Annotated in this window: 19 protein-coding genes; 7 read left to right on the forward strand and 12 right to left on the reverse strand. The window is 48.6% G+C overall.

The annotated features are described in order from the left end of the window. Positions 1-306: 306 nt before the first annotated feature. The gene (locus PTQ21_RS31000) at positions 307-1,437 is read left to right on the forward strand and encodes a YheC/YheD family endospore coat-associated protein (RefSeq protein WP_274568397.1); all 1,131 of its coding nucleotides are present in this window, start codon (positions 307-309) and stop codon (positions 1,435-1,437) included. 85 nt (positions 1,438-1,522) lie between these two features. Next, positions 1,523-2,314 carry an archaetidylserine decarboxylase gene (gene asd, locus PTQ21_RS31005; RefSeq protein WP_063566074.1) on the forward strand — a complete coding sequence of 264 codons (792 nt, stop codon included), beginning with the start codon at positions 1,523-1,525 and terminating at the stop codon, positions 2,312-2,314. Between the two features lie 501 nt (positions 2,315-2,815). Here asd and PTQ21_RS31010 read toward each other — a convergent pair. Together PTQ21_RS31010 and pdxR are read right to left on the reverse strand one after the other, a co-directional pair. Beyond that, a complete protein-coding gene (locus PTQ21_RS31010) occupies positions 2,816-3,601 on the reverse strand; it encodes a helix-turn-helix domain-containing protein (RefSeq protein WP_053783204.1) in 786 nt (261 codons plus the stop codon). 121 nt (positions 3,602-3,722) lie between these two features. Next, positions 3,723-5,180 (reverse strand): MocR-like pyridoxine biosynthesis transcription factor PdxR, encoded by a 1,458-nt coding sequence (pdxR, locus tag PTQ21_RS31015; protein ID WP_072735464.1) that lies wholly within the window; start codon positions 5,178-5,180, stop codon positions 3,723-3,725. A gap of 136 nt (positions 5,181-5,316) precedes the next feature. Here pdxR and PTQ21_RS31020 point away from each other — a divergent pair, with 136 nt between their 5' ends. From PTQ21_RS31020 to PTQ21_RS31030, 3 genes are all read left to right on the forward strand, one after another. Next, positions 5,317-5,934, forward strand: coding sequence for a pyridoxamine 5'-phosphate oxidase family protein (locus PTQ21_RS31020; RefSeq protein WP_072735465.1), 618 nt, complete (start codon positions 5,317-5,319; stop codon positions 5,932-5,934). A 178-nt stretch (positions 5,935-6,112) separates the two neighbouring features. Then, positions 6,113-7,411, forward strand: coding sequence for an aminotransferase class I/II-fold pyridoxal phosphate-dependent enzyme (locus tag PTQ21_RS31025; protein ID WP_063566077.1), 1,299 nt, complete (start codon positions 6,113-6,115; stop codon positions 7,409-7,411). Positions 7,412-7,694: 283 nt separating this feature from the next. Further along, on the forward strand, positions 7,695-7,832 hold the full coding sequence (locus tag PTQ21_RS31030; RefSeq protein ID WP_162842448.1) for a hypothetical protein: 138 nt from the start codon (positions 7,695-7,697) through the stop codon (positions 7,830-7,832). A 160-nt stretch (positions 7,833-7,992) separates the two neighbouring features. Here PTQ21_RS31030 and PTQ21_RS31035 read toward each other — a convergent pair whose 3' ends face one another. The 5 genes from PTQ21_RS31035 to PTQ21_RS31055 form a co-directional block, all read right to left on the reverse strand. Continuing rightward, a complete protein-coding gene (locus tag PTQ21_RS31035) occupies positions 7,993-9,210 on the reverse strand; it encodes an ABC transporter permease (protein ID WP_274568404.1) in 1,218 nt (405 codons plus the stop codon). 2 nt (positions 9,211-9,212) lie between these two features. Continuing rightward, the gene (locus tag PTQ21_RS31040; protein WP_063566079.1) at positions 9,213-9,965 is read right to left on the reverse strand and encodes an ABC transporter ATP-binding protein; all 753 of its coding nucleotides are present in this window, start codon (positions 9,963-9,965) and stop codon (positions 9,213-9,215) included. Between the two features lie 27 nt (positions 9,966-9,992). Next, a complete protein-coding gene (locus tag PTQ21_RS31045; RefSeq protein ID WP_072735468.1) occupies positions 9,993-11,366 on the reverse strand; it encodes a DEAD/DEAH box helicase in 1,374 nt (457 codons plus the stop codon). 212 nt (positions 11,367-11,578) lie between these two features. Then, positions 11,579-12,352, reverse strand: coding sequence for an SDR family NAD(P)-dependent oxidoreductase (locus PTQ21_RS31050; RefSeq protein ID WP_063566081.1), 774 nt, complete (start codon positions 12,350-12,352; stop codon positions 11,579-11,581). 56 nt (positions 12,353-12,408) lie between these two features. Further along, positions 12,409-12,867 (reverse strand): chemotaxis protein CheX, encoded by a 459-nt coding sequence (locus tag PTQ21_RS31055; RefSeq protein WP_063566082.1) that lies wholly within the window; start codon positions 12,865-12,867, stop codon positions 12,409-12,411. Positions 12,868-13,314: 447 nt separating this feature from the next. On the opposite strand from PTQ21_RS31055, the gene PTQ21_RS31060 reads away from it, so the two are divergent. Then, positions 13,315-14,217 (forward strand): LysR family transcriptional regulator, encoded by a 903-nt coding sequence (locus tag PTQ21_RS31060; RefSeq protein WP_063566083.1) that lies wholly within the window; start codon positions 13,315-13,317, stop codon positions 14,215-14,217. Positions 14,218-14,249: 32 nt separating this feature from the next. Then, a complete protein-coding gene (locus tag PTQ21_RS31065) occupies positions 14,250-15,059 on the forward strand; it encodes a histidinol-phosphatase (protein ID WP_274568406.1) in 810 nt (269 codons plus the stop codon). Positions 15,060-15,526: 467 nt separating this feature from the next. Here the strand turns inward: PTQ21_RS31065 and PTQ21_RS31070 are convergent, their stop codons facing one another. The 5 genes from PTQ21_RS31070 to sdhA all read right to left on the reverse strand — a co-directional run bounded on the left by PTQ21_RS31070 (position 15,527) and on the right by sdhA (position 21,103). Continuing rightward, complete coding sequence (locus PTQ21_RS31070) at positions 15,527-16,159, reverse strand: GNAT family N-acetyltransferase (protein ID WP_090810516.1); 633 nt, start codon at positions 16,157-16,159, stop codon at positions 15,527-15,529. 177 nt (positions 16,160-16,336) lie between these two features. Then, on the reverse strand, positions 16,337-17,071 hold the full coding sequence (locus tag PTQ21_RS31075; protein WP_274568408.1) for a metallophosphoesterase family protein: 735 nt from the start codon (positions 17,069-17,071) through the stop codon (positions 16,337-16,339). A 39-nt stretch (positions 17,072-17,110) separates the two neighbouring features. After that, positions 17,111-18,052 (reverse strand): metallophosphoesterase, encoded by a 942-nt coding sequence (locus PTQ21_RS31080; RefSeq protein ID WP_274568409.1) that lies wholly within the window; start codon positions 18,050-18,052, stop codon positions 17,111-17,113. Positions 18,053-18,228: 176 nt separating this feature from the next. After that, positions 18,229-18,993, reverse strand: coding sequence for a succinate dehydrogenase iron-sulfur subunit (gene sdhB, locus PTQ21_RS31085; RefSeq protein WP_063566087.1), 765 nt, complete (start codon positions 18,991-18,993; stop codon positions 18,229-18,231). Positions 18,994-19,360: 367 nt separating this feature from the next. Beyond that, on the reverse strand, positions 19,361-21,103 hold the full coding sequence (gene sdhA / locus PTQ21_RS31090; protein ID WP_063566088.1) for a succinate dehydrogenase flavoprotein subunit: 1,743 nt from the start codon (positions 21,101-21,103) through the stop codon (positions 19,361-19,363). Positions 21,104-21,118: the final 15 nt, after the last annotated feature.

Genomic DNA, 21,118 nt, shown 5'->3' on the forward strand with positions numbered 1-21,118 from the left:
TACATTTTCATCGCTGCACAAGCTTCAAGGTATGAATGATCGAGCTGTCCCTATTGAAATAGGCTGTACCCGTTCACTTATGTAAGGCGGCTGTCCACGCCCCTACCCCAGAGATGTCATACGATATCATGTAAGCCATTTGCATAAATCCATATGATGCAAAGGGCTGGAAAGAGCACTCTTTGATGCATATCGAAGCATCATGATTCCGGTCTGCGTTATCGTGATGTCCAACCATGCGGTGACAGGCCGGCATTCCATGGATGGACGATCCATGGTCGCGATAACATTGAAGGAGGAACGGTCATGCTACAAGAAACGATCGGTATTCTGTTCGATTCACGCATGTACCGGGGGATACCGGCTGGAAGGACGGGTCAGGAATCACTCGCGAATGTTGAACAGGCAGCGGCCTGTTATGGATTAACCCCTTGTTTTTTGCGGCTGGAAGACGTGGATTCGGACAACAAAACCTGTATGGCTTATGTAAAAAAAGAGGGTATATACGTTCGTCAAAGGATGCCATTGCCCTCCGTTATTCATAACCGGGCTCTCCAGCTTCGCCGTTCGGAGCAGCATCAGGTGACCAAACTGCTGTTGCAGGGCATACAGGTTTACAATGTCCGCAATCGATACCGAAAAGACCACATTCACGAGATGCTTTATCAGGACCCCGGTCTCAGGCAACATCTCCCCCGTGCGGTCAACGCTACACCTGATTCTTTGGCATATATGATGGAACATTACGATGATCTGGTGATCAAGCCATGCAGCGGAAGCATTGGTCACGGCATTATGCGGATATTCCAAAAGGACGGTCAATGGAAACTGACATGTGAGACAAGGACTTCACGCAAGGGATGGGCCACCTTTCGACTGAATAAGGGACAACTGCCATCAGCCACCCTGCGCCGTATTTTCCGGCATGCCTATCTCATTGAAGAACGCATACCTCTGGTTCGTTTTGAGGGAAGACCTGTAGATCTGCGGGTATCCGTGCAACGAGGAAGTGACGGATTGTGGGCGATCACAGGCATATTCGCCAAGGTGGCTCCGGCGCATACGTTTGTCACGAATATCGCCCAAGGCAGCAAAGTCATGAAGCTGGCTGAAGCTCTTGACTTGCAGGCAACCGACTGGCATGCACTTGAACTGGAGGCCAGAATCCGGTCTGTCGGGCTCCGAATCGCACGGACGCTGGCTTCGAGCCTGCCTCATCTTGCGGACCTCGGACTTGATCTGGGGATCACAGAGAAGGGCCAGATTTATTTTATCGAATGCAACGGAAGGGATCAGCGCTACGGTTTCCGCAAGGCCGGAATGACGGAGACTTGGAAAGCCAGCTACCGGCAGCCGATGGCTTATGGACGTCTGCTGCTGGAGCAGAATTCGCGCATACCAAGGCAACCCCAGACGTATGATCGCGGCCTATATTGATTTCGTGGGCATTCTGTGTCAATATTATGCAGAACGGCCGGCCCTGCCGGCCTTGAAGTTCGCACTAACCCTAAGGGGGATATTCATGGCAAAAACGCTGTTGCGGTTAATGACCGAGCTTTCTTCTCGCAAATGGATCTCCCGGACTGTGGGAGCCTTCTCCAAGAGCCGGGGAAGCAAGGCATTTATCCCTTATTTTGTCCGGACCTACGACATCCCTGTTCAGGAAGCTGAGAAAGACTGGAAGGAATATCGTTCATTGAATGATTTCTTTACCCGTAAACTTAAACCGGGCATGCGCCCGCTTGAACTTTCAGAACATGCACTGATCAGTCCGGTCGATGCCAAAATCACGGCAGCCGGTCCTGTATCTGCTGGAACGCTCCTGAATGTTAAGGGACAAAATTATACACTTGCTGAATTATTAAACCACTCACCACATCTGGAGAAGTACAAGCACGGTTATGCCTTTGTCCTGTATCTCAGCCCACGCGACTATCACCGCATTCATGCTCCTGTTAGCGGTCGCCGCATTGAGAGTGAACATATTAAGGGCAAGGTTTATCCCGTAAATGATTTTGGTCTGACCCATATGAAATCGGTGCTGAGTCGGAACGAACGGCTCATTACGTATATTGCTCATGATTATGGAGAAGTTGCTGTCGTGAAAGTAGGCGCAATGAATGTGAGCAGCATACAGTACGCTGGTGCGGATGTAAGTTCATGGGCACAAGGCGATGATCTCGCATATTTTGAATTCGGTTCCACCGTCGTACTGTTAACACAGAGCGGTACATTCGAACCGGACCCAGGCTTGCAGCCTGGCGACTCCGTCAAAATGGGAGAATTGCTCGGTCGGTTAAAACCAATCCATTGAGCAATACGCAGATGATTCCTGAATAACAGGAGTCATCTTTTTTAATTTCTGATCTCAAGAAACAGATTACACAGAACTTTGGCCTATATAAAAAAATAAATATAAAAAGGTACTCACAGCCGGAACACCTTTTAAGGGTAAAGTGTCCAGGCTATGAGTACCTTTTGCCGATCAGAGAATCCGATTATCCGCTTCAGAGCTATGTAGAAGTCAGGATGATTACCGTTCCCATTCCATGTATACATGCAATACGAAGCTAAGCTTCGTCATATTGGTTTTCTGACCATTCCTTAAAACCATACGTCCTGCATTTCCTCTGCCGGTTTGGAGCGGCGCAGGCGGTTCCGGAAAATATTAAAGCCCCTGATAGAGCATCCCCGGTTGCGGACCCGACGTTTTCCGTTCATCACAAGTTCCCCCTTTCGATCGTCTGGAATGCTACATACTTACCCCTGCTTCCCAGAATTGAAACGTTACCATATTCTACCGGACAGAGAGGCCCTAACGAATCTCGGACGGACTTTTGCCGGTATACTGCTTGAACTGACGACTGAAGAAAAAGATATCGCGGTACCCCAGGGCATCTGCCACTTCGGTCACATTCATGCCGGTATGCACCAACAGATGCTCAGCCCGCTCAATGCGCATGCGAATGATATAGGATTGCACGGACGAACCAATCAATTCCTTGAACTTGATCGAGAAGTATCGCGGCGATAATCCAGCCCTTGCAGCGAGGTCTTCCACGCGATGTGTTATCCCCGGATGCTGGCGTACATAGTTAGCTACCTCCTGGATGACATCGGACAACTGGTTGCTCACCTTTTTCTCCACAGGAGCTTCTGTATCTGCACGCAGCAAATGAATCATCAGCTGTTTCAGAATCAGTCGGCTCTCCTCATCCCGCCCATATACATCGGATAGGAACAATCTTACATAACGAGCCAGCAAGTGCTCGAATTCCACCGTTTCCAGTACCTCACGATAGGACTGGGGAACATCATTAACGGGTATATCTACATCAAAATGAATATACGTTAGTACCAACGGTTTTTGCTTATTATGTGTTGCAGTAGGATGATCGCCTGGCCTGAACAGAAAACAACTACCCTTGCCAACTTCATACGATCGGTCATTCAGCACAACGGTCCCTTCACCACTCCATACATAAAATAAGTCATAGTTTTGCATCGGTTTTTCCCGCTTTTGCCACTTCCATCCCGGTTCGCAGACAATTTTGGCGACGGCGGGCAAAATAACAAAAGATGACGGCGATGCCTGCAGCATGTCGCCACTCCCCCTTGAAAGTTAATCTCTTTTGCATACTGCATCAAAAATGATGCGATATGTGTTTATATATTTCTGCTCCTGCTGGAGCGAAACGTCTTATTCCATTATACAGCGGAATTCACCGAAACGAAAATGTGCACTTCTCCCATGCTAACCGCATTCGCCTTATCCCCTCTTCAATCTCCTCTTTCTCCAGATGTGCAAAGCCAAAACACACAGCCGGCGGACCTGGAGTCAGCCAATAACGAACCGCATCACGGAATACGACACCTTCTTCCTGAGCCAGTGCCTTGAACCGCTCGTAACTGTCAATATCCCCTTTCCACGTAGCATAAATATGCAATCCAGCATCCCCAGGCTGCATGATGAAAGGTTCCGGTAATTCCCGCTTCATCTCACTGACAAAAAAAGCATGCCGTTCCCCATAGAGACGGGTTAACCGTCTTAGATGGCGCAAATACCCTCCTCGGGCCATAAACTTCGCAAGTGCACGCTGCTCCAGAAGGGCAGGAGGTACGGGTTCGTACAGTGCTTTTGCAGCGATCAGTGGCTGCACCAGACTGGGTGGCAGAACCGCGTAACCAAGCCGGAAGGATGCAACCATCGTTTGTGAGAACGATCCGACATAAATGACCCGTTGTTCACGATCGAGTACTTTGAGCGGTTCAATCGGCCTACCTCCCCAGCGAAATTCACTATCATAATCATCTTCAATAATGACGGCATTTCGCTCCGAGGCCCATTCAAGTATTGCTCTCCGTCTGTCCAGACCAAGGACAGCCCCTGTAGGAAACTGGCGGGTAGGTGTCACAAATAACGTCTGTGCTTCCCAGGACTGCGGAATAATCCCCCCGGTATCTACTTCCGCTGGAATAATCTTTCCTCCGCAGGACTTAACGGCATGAGCAATTCCCTTATATCCCGGGTTTTCCAATACAACAGCGGCCCCCTCAGGGATAAGCAGCTGTGCTATCAAAGTGATGCCCTGCATGGAACCACTAAACAGTACGATCTGTGATGCCTCAGCCTGAATGCCCCGTGTCCACCTCAGATGTGATGCGATGGCCTCACGTAGTTCAAGGTCTCCAGCAGCACCACTTCGTTCATGCGATCCGCTCCGATGAACGGCGGCCAGCGCACTTTTCCATTCCGCTTGTGGGAAATGCTCGGCAGGCATACGCTGTACATGGAAGTTGATGACCCGTTGCTCCCGGTCAATGGCTGACGGTTTTTCCTTTTCATTCTGAATATTCAGCGTACTCACCCGCTCTCCCCATGGAGAAAGTTGAATCATTGCCTCCTGCTCTGCATGGTCCTGTGCTGTTATGGTGTCCGAAACAAAAGTCCCTCTTCCCCTATGCGCTCGCACGTAACCATCAGCCAGCAGCATGTCATATACCTGTGCCACGGAGCCGCGTGACATTTCATATTGACGTGCTAACTCTCGAGTGGAAGGCAGTCTTGTGCCTCCAACCAGCGTCCCTGCATGAATGGCGTCACGCAAAGCATGGTACAATGCCTCGTATTTGTAACGGTGTTGAACCACGTATGAATCCATAGGCAGCCACAATTCCATCGTGCACCTCTTTTTCCAAATAAATTGGTCTATTAAAGTGAATGTAAATTGGATCTTTTTATATGTCAATGCAAGTTCTAATGTTATGGCTAAGGTACAGTGATTTAATCCACATGCTATTCAAGGGGGAACACCGATGAGAAGAAAAGAATTCAATGTAGATGAAGAACAGGAAATGATAACATTTCTGGACCAATGCTCCTTTGGTTTTCTGGGAACGGTTAGTCCGGACGGGCAGCCACGGGTAACACCGCTAAACTTCGTATATATGGACGGTTGTTTTTATTTCCATGGCAGTCTTGCCGGAGAGAAAATGAAACAGATCAAGCAGGATTCCTCCGTCAGTTTTACCGTGGCAGAAGAGTTTTCCCTGATTCCATCTTATTTCAGTGATCCCGAATTAGCTTGTCCGGCAACTTCTTTTTTCAAAAGTGTAATGGCATTCGGACAGGCAGAGCCGGTTCAGGATCTGGACATCAAGGGCAAGGTTCTTCAACGCTTTATGGAGAAACTCCAGCCGCAGGGCGGATATGTCCCCATTGATGCAGCTGATCCCCGCTACAAGGGTAATCTCAAAGCCGTTGCTGTGGTTCGCATTGTTCCTGAACGGATCAGTGCCAAGTTCAAATTTGGACAGAACCTCTCGGCTGAACGCTTTGACCATATTAGCGGCGAACTGGAACAGCGTAACGAAGGACGAGATGCAGAAACTGCCGAAATGATGCGGAAATATTGTCCTTTCCATCAGAAATAACATTCATTTTCCATAGTATAATCAATCGGGAGAAGTAACATTAACCTAACTCGAAAACACCCGCAACAACGCGGTGAAGTGATAAAACTGTCATTATGCGTAATTTCCGTGACGGGGGCAAGGCAAGGTGTTATAATGTTAGGCAGTTGAATCCCAAAGACTTGGAAGGATGAAAAGAATGAATCCACTGGCTGAACAGTTGAACGAAAGTATTCAGGCAGGCAGCAGTCACGTCTACTCCATGCTGTCGCAGCTCGGCAAAGAAATCTATTTTCCAAAAGAAGGTATCTTGAGTCAGTCTGCTGAAGCAGCAAGTCTGGCCAAAACCTACAATGCTACGATTGGTATTGCTCTGGAGGGCGGTGTGCCGATGCACCTAGCTGTTATTCAGGATAAGCTGTCCGCATACCAACCGAAAGATTTGTACCCTTATGCTCCGCCTGCAGGGAAGCCTGAGTTGCGGACCGTATGGAGAGACAAGATGCTGAAGGAAACACCTTCCCTTGAAGGTAAAACATTTGGTAACCCCATTGTGACTAACGCATTAACTCATGGACTGAGTATCGTAGCCGACCTGTTCGCCGAAGAAGGGGACGCTGTTATATATCCGGATAAAAACTGGGAAAATTATGAGCTGACCTTCGGAATTCGTCGTCATGGCGAGTTAGTTCATTATCCCCTGTTCGATGATCAATTGAACTTCAACAGTGCTGGCCTGCTCGAAGCGTTGCTTGCGCAGAAGGACAAAGGCAAAGCCATCGTGCTGCTGAACTTCCCGAACAACCCGACAGGTTATACGCCTGGAGCCGAAGAAGCAGATGCAATCGTGGATACGATCCATCAAGCGGCTGAGGCTGGTGTGAACGTCGTTGCTGTGACAGATGATGCCTACTTTGGTCTCTTCTTCGAAGATTCCATTCACGAATCCCTGTTTGGCAAACTGGCGAACCTCCACCCACGTGTGTTAACTGTTAAAGTTGACGGTGCCACGAAGGAAGAATTCGTATGGGGCTTCCGCGTTGGATTCATCACGTACGCCCATGAAGATGCTGCAGTTCTCCATGCTCTGGAGCAAAAAACACTCGGTATTATCCGGGCAACCATCTCCAGTGGTCCGCATCCTTCCCAAACTTTTGTATTGGATGCGCTGAAAGCACCTGAGTTCGAAGCACAGAAGCTGGAGAAGTTTGAAATCATGAAAGGCCGCGCCAACAAAGTAAAATCCATCCTCGATAGCGGTAAATACGGTGAGGTATGGGATTACTATCCGTTCAACTCCGGTTACTTCATGTGCCTGAAGCTGAAGGATGTCGGCGCAGAGCAGCTCCGGACCCATTTGCTACAGAAATACGGCGTCGGTACGATTGCGCTGGGTGAGGCGGATCTGCGAATCGCCTTCTCCTGTATTGAAGAATCCGGACTGGAAGATCTGTTCGACACGATCTATCGTGGAGTTTTGGATCTACAGACAACTTAATTTATATGCAGTAATGCTAATCCAAATAAATAAGTCAGGGAGCGGACTTGCATCCGTTGCCTGACTCAAATACGAACCCCTTTGTATCCTGATGAATGTCTCTCGATATAAAGGGGTATTTTGTGTTCCGCTTTGAAAACGTGTGGCTATCTTGACGGGCAAAGGCCCAAAACGATGAATTTTCAGGCTCTACCGGGCAACGGCCCAATCAGCCTATCCCCAAAGCACATAATATACGATGTACGCAAGGGCGTGCCCAACACCACTTGAAAGGGGAATGACCATGTCTGGAGTAGTTGAAGAAACAAGAGGCGGTTATGGATGCGGCGGTTACGGTTACGGAGGAGGATTTACAAATACAGGTGCCATTCTCGTTCTGTTCATCTTGCTCGTCATTATCACAAAATCATTCCTCTGTTAGTTCATACGTCCTCACCAGGAGTCGGAACAAGGTAAGCTGACAGCACAAAGAAGGGTATTCCGGGATACAGCTCGGAATACCCTTCTTTTGTTATGTTACGCAAGCGTCCCTAGTCGGCGTTGCCATTGAACGTTAACTAGTCACACGCTCGATCGATCGTTCATTCATCCTCTTCTTCCTTCAACCACTTGTTGCCCTGAGAACGTCGCATCAAGTAGATGACCAGCACACCAAGAACCAGTGCTGCTCCGATCATGCTCAGTCCATTCCATCCCGCAACCAGCATCGGCAGCCACATGAGCAAGGCAGTCAGTGCATGCAGATTCGAGATGAACCCCAGCACCTGGGAACGACGACTTTCTCCCGAGATGGGATAAATCATAATCCAGAACGATTCACCATGACTGCGACGCAGTGCACCCAGTTGCACACCCACAAGCAGCAGGAAGAACAGGTATACACCAATCCCGAAATAACTGCCTGCCGTCCACCAGGACAGCAGCATGCCCAGTACAACCAAGCGCACAACGATAGAGAACACTTCAGTTCGGATGAACGTTTTGGTGATCAGATAGCGATAGGCTTTCCCTGCGTTCCACGGGAGGCCACTCCCCCATTTGCTGAGCCAGCGGCGAGAACTTACTTTTTGGCCTGATGAAGGCACATCTACGAACCATCCCAGCGTACGCATCACTCGGCCAGCCTGGCCCTGCTCCACCTGAATGAGACGCTCCCATGAAACCCGATGTTTCAGAGGGATACGCAGAGCAACGATATAAACGACGGCCAGCAGCAGCAGGAACCAGATACTGCGCTGTGGAGGCTGCCACAACCAGGCGGCAATCGCCAGTATAGCCAAAGCCCACCGCAGCAAACGATATCCTCTAGCGGCACCGATTTGCACCATGCGTAGTTCTTGCCAAGCCCCGAAGCTCGATAACCCTTTCCACAACAGAAGAAGCAGGATAAACCAGCCAAATGGCCTTGCATCCTGATCTGCTCGAACATAGAGCGGCCACAACGTTACAAATACGAGCAGCATACCCAAGGTTTTATAGATAATGCCACGAGCAAAGCTGTTTTTCAGATATTCGTGCATCCGATATTCCTGCGGACGTAAAAATACGATGTCTGCCGGATGTAGATATGTACGATAGCTGCTAAACAGCACCAGTGGCGCCAACAACAGCAGCGTAATCCATCGAATCGGAAATCCCGCCGGAATGTGCTGTACAAACGATGTATACCAGGCGGAGAACGCAATGACGAGAAATAAGAACACCATGGCTACGCCGCTCTGAATGACATAACCCAGATAAGGAAGAATTCCATTCCAGAATCCCGTACGTCTTTGCTTCCATAACTGCTTGAGATCCATGCTTAATCCCTGCCTTGTACAAGGGAATAGAACATATGCTCCAACGTGGCATCCGATTCCCCGAATTGAGTACGCAGCTCATTCAGCGTCCCTTGAGCAATGACCTGTCCTCGATGCAGGACAATAAAACGGTCACAGTAATTTTCAATGGTGGACAGAATGTGTGAACTCAACAAAATGGATGATCCCGAAGCCTTCATTTCAAGCATAAAATCAAGCAAAGAGCGGATTCCGAGGGGGTCAAGTCCCAGGAAAGGCTCATCAATGATATAGAGTGGCGGACCCGCCACAAAAGCACACATGATCATGACCTTTTGCCGCATACCTTTGGACAGGTGGGTCGACAGACTGGTACTTTTCTCATTCATGCGGAACAAGTCGAGCAGTTTCTCCGTACGCTTTTTGAAATCAGCCTCAGAAACGCCATATGCTCTGGCCGTAAACTCCAGATGCTCCATGACTGTCATCTCGTCGTACAGCTCAGGAGATTCCGGTACAAAGGCCATGGCGGATTGATATACCTGTGGATCTTCGTCCCGCTTCTTGCCCATGACCCGCACTTCTCCCTGTTGAGGGGTCATCAATCCTAAAATATGCTTCATCGTAGTACTTTTGCCAGCACCGTTTAATCCGATCAGTCCGACCATTTCTCCGCGTCCAACTTCAAGATCGATGCCGTGGAGGACGGGCCGTTTGGCACTATATCCTCCGCTTAGCCCGTTGATTTTCAATACGGGTGGTTGAACGTTTTCCATCTATCCCTGCACCTCTTTCGTCAGGTTTTATTCTTCAGAGCGTGGCTCTTTACCTTTACTCCATTTAGGAGCGCCCTTGTTCTTACGATCCTGGTCCCGTTCTGTTCTGCCTGTATTGCCAGCTGGCTTGCCGCCCGCCGGACGTTGATTCGAAGCAGCAGTTCTGGCGCCGCCATTGCGGCTGGCCTGACCAGGTTTACGATCCCGGGACTGCCCTGGTTTTCTGGAGAAAGAATGTCCTTCAGGCCGCGTATCCGGACGCGGATCAGCCTCCAGCACTTTACCCCCGAACAATACACGTTCCGGCAATTCGATTCCAAGTTCCCGCGCAAACTTGCGCATAATGAAAATTTGCGTTTCGTCCACGATCGACAACACGATACCACTGCGACCCATACGACCTGTTCTTCCTGCACGGTGAACATAGTGTTCCGAATCAAATGCAGGATCATAGTTAATGACCATCGGCAAACCTTCAATATCCAGTCCTCTGGCTGCAACCTCACTCGCGATCAGCAGTTGCAGTTTCCCGTTACGGAAAGCGGATAACACGTTGCTGCGGGTCACTTTGTCAGCATCTCCATACAGCGCAGCTGCCGAGAAGCCCAGATGATTCATTTTCGCTTCAACCTCGCCAATATCCTCGGTAGCATTCACAAAGACGATGGCACGATCCGGGTTATACTGTCTAACCAGACGGCGCAGCATATCAATTTTGTTGCGGTTTTCTTCTACAAAATAAAAATGCTCCAGTCCCGCCGCAGTTGCCCGGTCCGGTTCAATTCCGATCTGTACCGGCTCTTTCATCTCCCGCTTCGCAAGTCCTGCGGTATGTTCATCAATCGTTGCTGAGAGGAAAATGAGCTGACGGTCGCGCAGGGCACTGCGCAATACGAAGTCCACGTCACTTACCCCGCCGAGCTGGAATACCTGGTCTGCCTCGTCAATAACGATCGTGGAGACGTTGTGCATTTTCAGCTTTTTCAGCGTGATCAGTTCCTTCAGACGTCCTGGCGTTCCTACAACCAGTTCCGGGTGTTCACGCAGCTTCTCGATCTGACGTTTTACTGCGGCGCCGCCAATTAGCCCCAGAACGCCAATTTTGCGTTCTTCTCCATAGCGCTGTGCCTCGCGGACAATCTGCATCGCCAGCTCTTGTGTAGGAGCTATGATGAGCTTCTGTGTCCCTTTTACATCACTTTTGATGGATTGCAGCAGTGGCAGCAAATAGGCGAGCGTCTTGCCTGTTCCCGTCTGCGATTTTGAAACCACATCGCGACCTTCCAAAATAACCGGGATTGTCTGTGCCTGTACCGGTGAAGGTTCGTTGATGCCATGTCTGGCGAGTACAGCCTCAAGATCCTGTTCTACGCCAATTGAAGCAAATGTTTGATTCGTCATGTATGTCCATCCTTTAAATTTATTCGTTTTGATGCTCTAGCCCTGCTTGTACTAATAAAACCGAAGCCTGTCATCACATTACCTTTCATTATATGCGAAAAAAGCCTGCGGACCAAATCTTATTCATGAAACATGTCTTTGCACACAAAAAAAAGAAAAGCCCCTCGGCGGAGCCCTTCTTTTATCCGATATATGATGCCCATTGTTGCATCTTACTTCTGATTCATTACTCCGTGCGACAGCCTGTCAGCGAGACGCGGAAATAGCTGATACAGCCACACTCCAGCCGAAGCCAGTCTGGGCAGATTCACTTCTTCCTTGCGCTTCTTCATCGCCCGGATCATATGCCCCGCAACCTCTTCCGGCTTCAGCATCATCCAGCGTACATTATTAACATAGTTACCGGAGGGGTCTGCCCGTTGGAAGAACGGTGTATCGATGGGTCCGGGATTAATGGTCGTTACCGTGACTCCGGTCTTGCGAAGTTCCTGGCGCAGGGCATTGCTGAAGCCAAGTACGGCATGTTTGGTTGCCGTATATGAAGCGGATTTTGCAGTTCCGATCTTGCCAGCCATGGAAGCTACATTCACGATTTGCCCTCTGCCTCGTTGTAACATCTGCGGCAGCACTGCCTTGGTGCAGCGAACAATGCCCATGTAATTAACGTCCATCATCTCATCGAATTCCTGCACAGACATATCCGTCATCGCTGCAAATTTTCCGTAACCAGCGTTATTCAGCAAAATATCGATTCGTCCGTATTTCTGCAACATCGCATCCACGGCTGTCTGAACTTGCTCAGTATTCGTTACATCTAACGTGAGTAGTTCATGTTGCCCTTTCAGCGAAGCACCAATCTCTTCCAGCTTGTCCCGCGAGCGGGCAGCCAGAATCGGGATGGCTCCTTCTTCTATCAGCATCTGTGCACAGAGCGCACCAATTCCGCTCGACGCACCTGTGATAAAAACAACCTGATCTTTCAACATACCCGATGTCCTCCCGTATTGAACACATATTGCCCCAAGAGGCGTATGGTTCTATTCTACGAGATCATCACTTGAATATCCATCTCACCGATTCCGTCCATCAGCAAAGGAATGCTCAATGCCTTCGTTGCACTAAAAGAACTCACGTATTCAGAATTCATCACTTGTGGAGGTGTAATATCAACAACGACACCCTGATTGGACAGGATGGTACTTGCATTGCCGCTAATCATATTGCCAAGTTCAGAAATAGCACTTTTACTCATTTCGTCCATTTCTGTAATGACAAAGCCGCCCATCATGGCAGAAACGATTTTCAATGCTACCGACTCTTGTATTCCAAACACGATGTTTCCGCTCAGTTGTCCAGTCATTCCGATCACGATCCAGACATGGTCTGCAATGTACTCCACATTTTTCACGCCAAGACTCCCGGTGGAAGGCGAAACCTGGATGAGCTGTTCGAATACGTTCCGTGCGGATTCCAGGAAAGGATTAATCACTTCCGCTTTCACTGTCTAATGTCCCCCTTACACTGGGTTATTGGTCACACACCAAAAGTCCCATATTCAATAAATTTATTATACTTTATCACGTACAAGAATTCACCAAGAATTCGGTAAGGCATGTGTACTATAATTTATCGTCATCGGCGGGGCAAATGTTTATAGCTGATTCTAGCGAAAAAACGAGGCTTTTCGCATCTGTTGCAAGAACAATTGCCATAGAGAGGCATGGCAAAAGGCATTTAGGACTTTTTTACTGTTTCTTAAAATGTTAAAAATTTAATTTCTTGAAATAAAATTAATTTCTCGTTCTAATGGACCTCCCCAAATCCATGATGTTCCCTTCATTGCCCTGCTGTCCTGAATCACCTATAATTTAAGGAACGGAACAATGACCAGTTACGGGATTCCACCTATGGATAGACAGAAGACATTTTACGTGCAAGGAGGCCATACATGAATATCAGTCAACTGGAGACGCTGATTACCATCTCGAAAACGATGAGTTTCCGCAAAGCCGGAGAACTTCTAAATCTGACTCAACCCGCCGTCTCCGCCCAGATCAAGAGCTTGGAGGATGAATTCAGAACCGTTCTTGTCGATCGGAACCAACCGGTCACCCTCACCGATCGCGGACAGGTATTTCTTCAACATGCCGAACGTATGCTGGACATCGTGGGGGAGCTGAAACAGAAGCTGATGGATCTCGATGAGACCCCTCAGGGACATATCAGACTCGGTACAACCACATCCATTGCCATTCAGATTTTGCCACGGGTCTTATCCTACTTTCAGGATCAATTTCCACTCATCAAGACCAGTATCCAATCCCTGCCTTCCTCCCAGATCTATACTCAGGTCGAGAATGGTATGGTCGATATCGGTATCGGTTATCTTACAGAGCGTAATCCTAACCTGAATACGTCTGTGCTGTATTATGATACTTTCGAGCTTGTGGTATCTCCTTTCCATCCACTGGCGAAGCAAAAGCATGCCGCGGTGGATGTCCTGCGCAGCACACCTCTGATCTTGCTATCTCCGGATACAGTGGGGCGCCGCTTTACGGAAGGCATTTTCAAAAAACATAATATTGAGCCCAATATCGTTATGGAGTTGTCGAGCAGCGAGGAAGTAAAACGGATGGTTGAGATTAATCTCGGGGCAGCCGTTATATCCAAACAATCCGTTGCCCACGAGTTGCGGCAAGGCACACTGCGCATGATTCCACTGAGTGAACTGGAAGTCAGTCACCCTGTCGGAGTCATTTACAAATCAAGTCGTTATGTGAATTCGGCCATGCAGCAATTCCTGAGCGATCTCAAAGGCATGCCGGAGACCCAGTTCATCAGTTCAGAATGATAAATGAGCCATGAGAAAGGAAGGATTTCCATATGAAATTTGATCTTCACACCCATCATTTTCGTTGTGGTCATGCAGACGGCAATATTCGCGACTATATTGAGGCAGGTATTCAATCTGGACTTCAGGTCATCGGTATCTCAGATCATACACCTTACTTCGGTAGTGACGAAGAACAGGCTTTTCCCCGGATCGCGATGGGCAAGTCGGAATTGCATCATTACGTGGAAGAAGTACTGGCTCTGAAGGAAGAATACGCGGGCAAAATTGATGTGCTGCTTGGCATTGAATCTGACTATTTCCCCGTCCATGCCGATTTGTATCGCAATACACTGGGGCAATATCCTTTTGATTATATTATTGGTTCAGTTCATCATACGGAAGATGTCAGCATATTCAACAAAACCCGCTGGAACGGATTAAGCAATGCACGTAAGGTTGAAGTGAAAGAGAGTTACTATGCTTTAATTCGGCAATCAGCCCGAAGCGGAATGTTCCAGATTCTCGGACATATTGATGCCATGAAAGGAAATTATCCACCTTTCTCGGATATTATCGCGGATCAAGCCATCGATGAAACGTTGCAGGTCATTGCAGAATCGAACGTGGCTATTGAAATTAATACATCGGGTAAAACCAAACTCAGTGGGGGCTGGTACCCTTCCGATGCCATTCTGGAGCGTGCGCATCATTACGGAGTGAAGGTGACCTTCGGATCGGATGCCCACAAACCGCAGCGTGTTGCTGATGAACTGGATGACGTTTGTACACGTCTGCAAGAGATTGGATTCACCGAATGGGTATACTTCAAGCAGAAACAAATGCAAGTTGTACCGTTTTAAACATAGAGCACCACAATAGCCCTCACGGCGTAAAAAAACGCTGTGAGGGTTTTTCTTTGTATCCTAATATAAAAGATGTTATATAAGTTCAATAAATATTTACACGATAACAGAAAGTAGTTCTGTCATCGGAGTGTTGGTGTAGAAATTCCATAGTTAAACTTATACAGACAAAAAAAATGAACCCGCTAAGCGCGGGTCCCAACAGCATTATCTATTATCAAAAAGGGGGTCATGAGATAAGTTTACCCGCTGTCTGTTAGAGTTCAATTGCAGCTATATTTCATTTGTGTAACAAATAATTGAAGTTCGTTTCAAACCTCTGCTGTTTCATTTAATTTCAGCATTTTGCATAATTCGACCCAACTCGCTTCCGAGTAAAAAAATAGACGAATAGAAACATTTCGATCTATATTTTTCTGATTGAAATACGCTCTTTGGATTTATGCAATATACTCTATTCTATGTTACTCGTGCTTGTCGGATACCAACGTTTGCAGGCGATTTTCCCAATGAGAACGGACATGCTGTTCACGATAGAGACTATACACCTTAACATCCAGCAGGGTTTCCGGCGTCTCACCATCCTCATGATTCAAAACAAATGAGGGCAGGGTCCGTTCATAAATCATACCGCTTTTACAAAGAACCCGTTCGGATGATACATTTGCCTCGTAACAGCGGGCTTCTACTTTACACAAATTAAGCTCGGCAAAACCGAATTCCAGCAAACGCTGCACTGCCTCAGTCGCGACTCCCTTACCCCAGCAGGACCTGTTCAGAATATATCCGATCTGTGCGGTACCATTCTGGTCGTTCCAATGCTGGAATGAAGTGATGCCGATGATCTGTTCGCTGCCTTTCCAGCAGATGCCGTAATGCAATGAATCCAGCTTGGCACTGCTGCTGCGGATCTGATTCAATAATCGCCGAGCCCGGATTGGCGTGGGCTGACTCCCCCTGTTTACATAACGGATCACCTGCGGGTCGGAAAACAGCTCCGACAACGTGCTGTAATCACTCTGACGTAATGATCGAAGAACAAGGCGCTCTGTCCATAAAGCAGGCAATCCTTGGCCCAGCATTTTTCGGGTCAGCATGACAATCGCTCCTTTTGCCTAACGGGTTCTAGTCCGGTAAGACAAGCATGCTCTGAGGATGATCCGGCGCAAATAAAATACATGGATAAACAATAACATCACTATACTCCACAATACCCGCTCAGTAGCCCGAACATTAGTATGCCAATTCATTACAGCGGTTTATTCCTGACATAACTAATCCGTTTGCAGCCCGCGATAAACGCCTGTACGAAGCTCTCGGATATAAAAATCAAGCGAAGGCACCTGAGCCTGCTGAGCAATCTCTACTTCCTGCTCAATATCATAAGGCACCCTTACAAATTGAAGGTTGAACGGGGTGTTCCGATCGTTGCTGTTCTCTCCTTCAAGAATACAGTAAGAAGCCTGGGTAAAATCAAGCGGGTTACCCACGCTGCCTGCATTGAACAACATTTTTCCATTCATAAATTGCAAGTATGCATTATGCACATCCCCATATCCCACGACATCCGCCATACCAAGCTCAGGTTCATCTGCCGGAGGATCGAACATGGCCAACCTCTTCTCAATCTCATCCCACGGCTGTACACGGTGATATACACTTTGGGGAGATGCGTGCACCAGACGGATCGTACGACCACTCAGCTCTAATTGGTGGGTAAACGGCAAGCTCTCCAGATATGCCAATCGCTCCTTACCCAGCCGCTTCGCTTGCCAAGTAAAATTTTCATTGTCCTGATTAACCGCAACCAACTCATCCCAGTTGCCACGGATAACTTGCTCACATGTCTCTCTCACCAGATCAACAACCTGTACTGGATCAGGCCCCTTGCCAACGAGGTCGCCAAGACAAAAGATTCGCTTCAATCCGCGACTCCGAATATCTTTTAATACCGCTTCCCAAGCAGTCATGTTGCCATGAATATCGGATACAATCGCAATTCGTTCCATCTGGCTAACCTCCCTTTATGCTCTATATTCTTTATGTTGCTAACCCTTTAGTTCCAAAACCGTCAATTCCGGCCTGCACAAAAAGCGAATCGGCAGTTGGGTCATGCCAAAACCTCGGTTCACATAGACTGGCATATGCTTATCCCCAGCGTAATATAACCCTTGAATATACTTGAGTGAACCTCTTGGTGTAGTCAGTGCCCCAATCCAGGGAAAACGCACCTGCCCGCCATGACTGTGTCCAGAGAGCTGTAGTCCGAAACCGTAAGGTGCTGCAATGTCTGCATAATCGGGCTCATGCATAAGCAGCAGTTTCCAGACCTCTCTACTCAACCCCTTGATTGCTACAACAGGATCAGGTCTGCCCGTAAGCGCGTCATCCAGACCTACTATCGCAATACGTGAATCCCCTCGTTCAATCAGAACATGGCTGTTTCGAAGCAACGTGAACCCGGCCTCTTTAAACATCAGCTCCACTTCATGCTGCTGCTGGCCTCGATAATCATGGTTCCCCAATACGGCATATTTGCCATACTTCGCTTGCATTGATGCCAGTGCAGGAATACATTCACGCATCGGTTCTGCTTCCCGTTCAACCATATCACCGGTAAAACAAATCAGATCAGGCTGCTGTTCCCTTATCGTTTCAGCCAGCTTCTCCATTTGTTTCAGCCCCGTATGGAATCCAAGATGAGCATCACTGAACTGAATCACACGCAGTCCCTCAAATGCTTTTGGAAACTTGGGCAGTTTCAACTCAACATGCTTGATCTCCAGATGACGAGGCTCCCATAACCAGGCATATCCTCCTGTGAGTATACTGGCACTCGCCGTCATTATGATCATGCGCAGCAAAAAACTGCGCCGGGAGGGATCATGATCCTTTTCCTCTCCGGGAAAAATGGAGTCCTGCGAATCAGATCCATTCTGTGAGCGCCGGGGCGGCGAGATCTTGCTGCCCTCACGCGGTGTTTCTCCCATGCGTCCCCCTCCTTCTTCCGCTCCAAATCCATCCCCTTAGTATACCATATTCTGCATGACTAGCCCGGTTCCTTTGCGAGTACAGAAAAAGAAGCCGGGATCTTAGGCTATATGTGCCAAGGATCACGACTTCTTCTAATGGGCAGATCCGAAGTTCTGCATTAAATATGACTAGATTACACACCCAACCAGCGTTTGAACATGTGTTTGGTTGTTTGTTTGTTCATTTCGGCAATGGAAGTAGTCAACGGAATACCTTTTGGACAAGAGCGTACGCAGTTCTGCGAGTTACCACAGCCCTCAATACCTCCGTCTTCCATAAGTGCTTCCAAGCGGTCTTCAGCGTTCATCTCCCCTGTTGGGTGAGCATTGAACAGACGTACTTGAGAAAGAGCTGCCGGACCGATAAAGTCTGTTTTCTCATTGACGTTCGGGCACGCTTCGAGGCATACACCACATGTCATACATTTGGACAGCTCGTAAGCCCACTGACGTTTCTTCTCAGGCATCCGCGGACCTGGACCAAGGTCATAGGTACCATCAATCGGAATCCACGCTTTAACCCGTTTCAGGGCGTTAAACATCCGAGTACGGTCGATGACGAGGTCACGAACCACCGGGAAGGTTTTCATCGGTTCAATGCGAACCGGTTGTTCGAGCTTGTCGATCAGGGCTGCACACGCTTGACGCGGCTTGCCGTTGATGACCATGGAGCATGCTCCACAGACTTCTTCGAGACAGTTCGATTCCCAGCAGACCGGGGCAATGGACTTGCCTTCTGTATTAACCGGGTTCCGCTGGATCTCCATCAGGGCGCTAATAACGTTCATGCCGGGACGGTACGGAAGCTCAAACTCTTCGTTGTACGAAGATGACTCCGGGTTGTCCTGACGGGTGATGATAAACTTGACGGTTTTTTTTGCTGTAGCTGTGTCCGTCATATCGTTGTCCCCTCCTTTGAGTGACGATGATTGGTGTTGCTGATGCACAAAGTTACTCTTTTGGTGCACGGGTGGCGCTCCGGCAGCGGAATGCCCTTCTGATCGCTGTTATCCCCGGATTTTTTTTATCAACCCTTCCCAGGGTTAAAATCCGGTGATAAAGGCGAGCGCTTCGCTTCTTCTGGGCATTTCCGCTTCCTCCGCTACGTCGTGCACGCAGGGTCACTTTGCTGGAAACTGCACTCCATTCATTCTGGTGGCAGTAACATTGAGAAGCTCCGTGTACGCTTTGCCTCTATGTGTCTAGTGCTTTTCCGTTAAGATGCTAAGTCTTTAACTTTATGAATAGACCGAAATTTCGCTTTACTTAATCCTTCGAGTAGTCCCGGATCCGTGGTGGGATCAGGGAAACGTCTACAGGCTCGTACGAAATTTTCGGACCTTCCTTCGACCAGCTTGCGATCGTTGTTTTCAGGAATTCCTCGTCATTACGTTCGGTGAAGTCTGGTTTGTAATGGGCTCCACGGCTTTCGTTACGCAGCAGTGCGCCCAAAGTCATCGCTTCTGCCAGTTCAATCATGTTCCACAGCTGACGGGTAAATGCTGCACCCGGGTTGTTCCAACCGGAAGTGTCGTACATGTTGATTTTGCCGTAACGCTCTTTCAATTCCTTGATTTTGCCGATGGTCGCTTCCAGCTTATCGTTGTAACGTACCACCGTCATATTCGCCGTCATCCACTCGCCAAGCTCTTTGTGAATGACATAGGCATTTTCATTGCCCTGCATGTTCAGGATGCCTTCGTATTTATCGGTTTGGCGCTTAGTATAACCTTCGAATACGGAAGAACTGATATCTGCGGACGATTTTTTGAGTCCTTTGATATATTCAACTGCTTTCGGTCCAGCTACCATACCACCGTAGATTGCTGATACCAGGGAATTTGCACCCAGACGGTTCGCACCATGATATTGGTATTCACATTCACCAGCTGCGAACAGTCCTGGAATGTTGGTCATTTGGTTATAATCTACCCACATGCCGCCCATGGAATAATGGACTGCCGGGAAAATTTTCATTGGGATTTTACGTGGGTCATCCCCCATGAACTTCTCGTAGATCTCAATGATTCCGCCGAGCTTCACATCCAGCTCCTTCGGATCTTTGTGTGACAAGTCGAGATATACCATGTTCTCGCCGTTCACGCCTAGGCCCATATCCACGCAGACGCTGAAAATTTCACGCGTCGCGATATCACGCGGAACAAGGTTACCGTATGACGGATATTTTTCTTCGAGGAAGTACCAAGGCTTACCGTCCTTGTACGTCCAGATCCGTCCACCTTCACCACGAGCCGATTCGGACATCAGACGCAGCTTGTCATCGCCTGGAATGGCTGTCGGGTGAATCTGAATGAACTCACCGTTCGCGTAATTTACACCTTGCTGATACACCGCACTTGCGGCAGTACCTGTATTGATAACCGAGTTGGTTGTTTTACCGAAAATAATGCCAGGGCCGCCGCTCGCCAGAATAACTGCTTCAGCCGGGAACGTCTGTACCTTCATCGTTTTCAGATCCTGTGCTACAATGCCGCGGCAGATGCCTTCGTCATCAATAACCGCCTGCAGGAACTCCCAGTTCTCATACTTGGTCACGAGACCGGCCGCTTCCCAGCGACGCACCTGCTCATCCAATGCGTAGAGCAATTGTTGTCCTGTCGTTGCACCGGCAAACGCTGTACGGTGATGCTTCGTTCCGCCGAAACGACGGAAATCAAGTAAACCTTCCGGTGTCCGGTTAAACATTACGCCCATCCGGTCCATCAGGTGAATGATGCCTGGTGCGGCTTCACACATCGCTTTGACTGGAGGCTGATTCGCCAAAAAGTCACCGCCGTATACTGTATCGTCAAAGTGTACCCATGGGGAGTCGCCCTCACCCTTGGTATTTACCGCACCGTTGATACCGCCTTGGGCACATACGGAATGGGATCTTTTAACGGGAACCAGTGAAAATAAATGAACATGGACTCCGGCTTCAGCCGATTTGATCGCCGCCATCAATCCCGCGAGACCTCCGCCCACAATAATTACATTAGATGATGCCATTGCTGTTCACTCCCT

It is taken from the genome of Paenibacillus marchantiae (assembly GCF_028771845.1).
Lineage (GTDB): Bacteria > Bacillota > Bacilli > Paenibacillales > Paenibacillaceae > Paenibacillus > Paenibacillus marchantiae.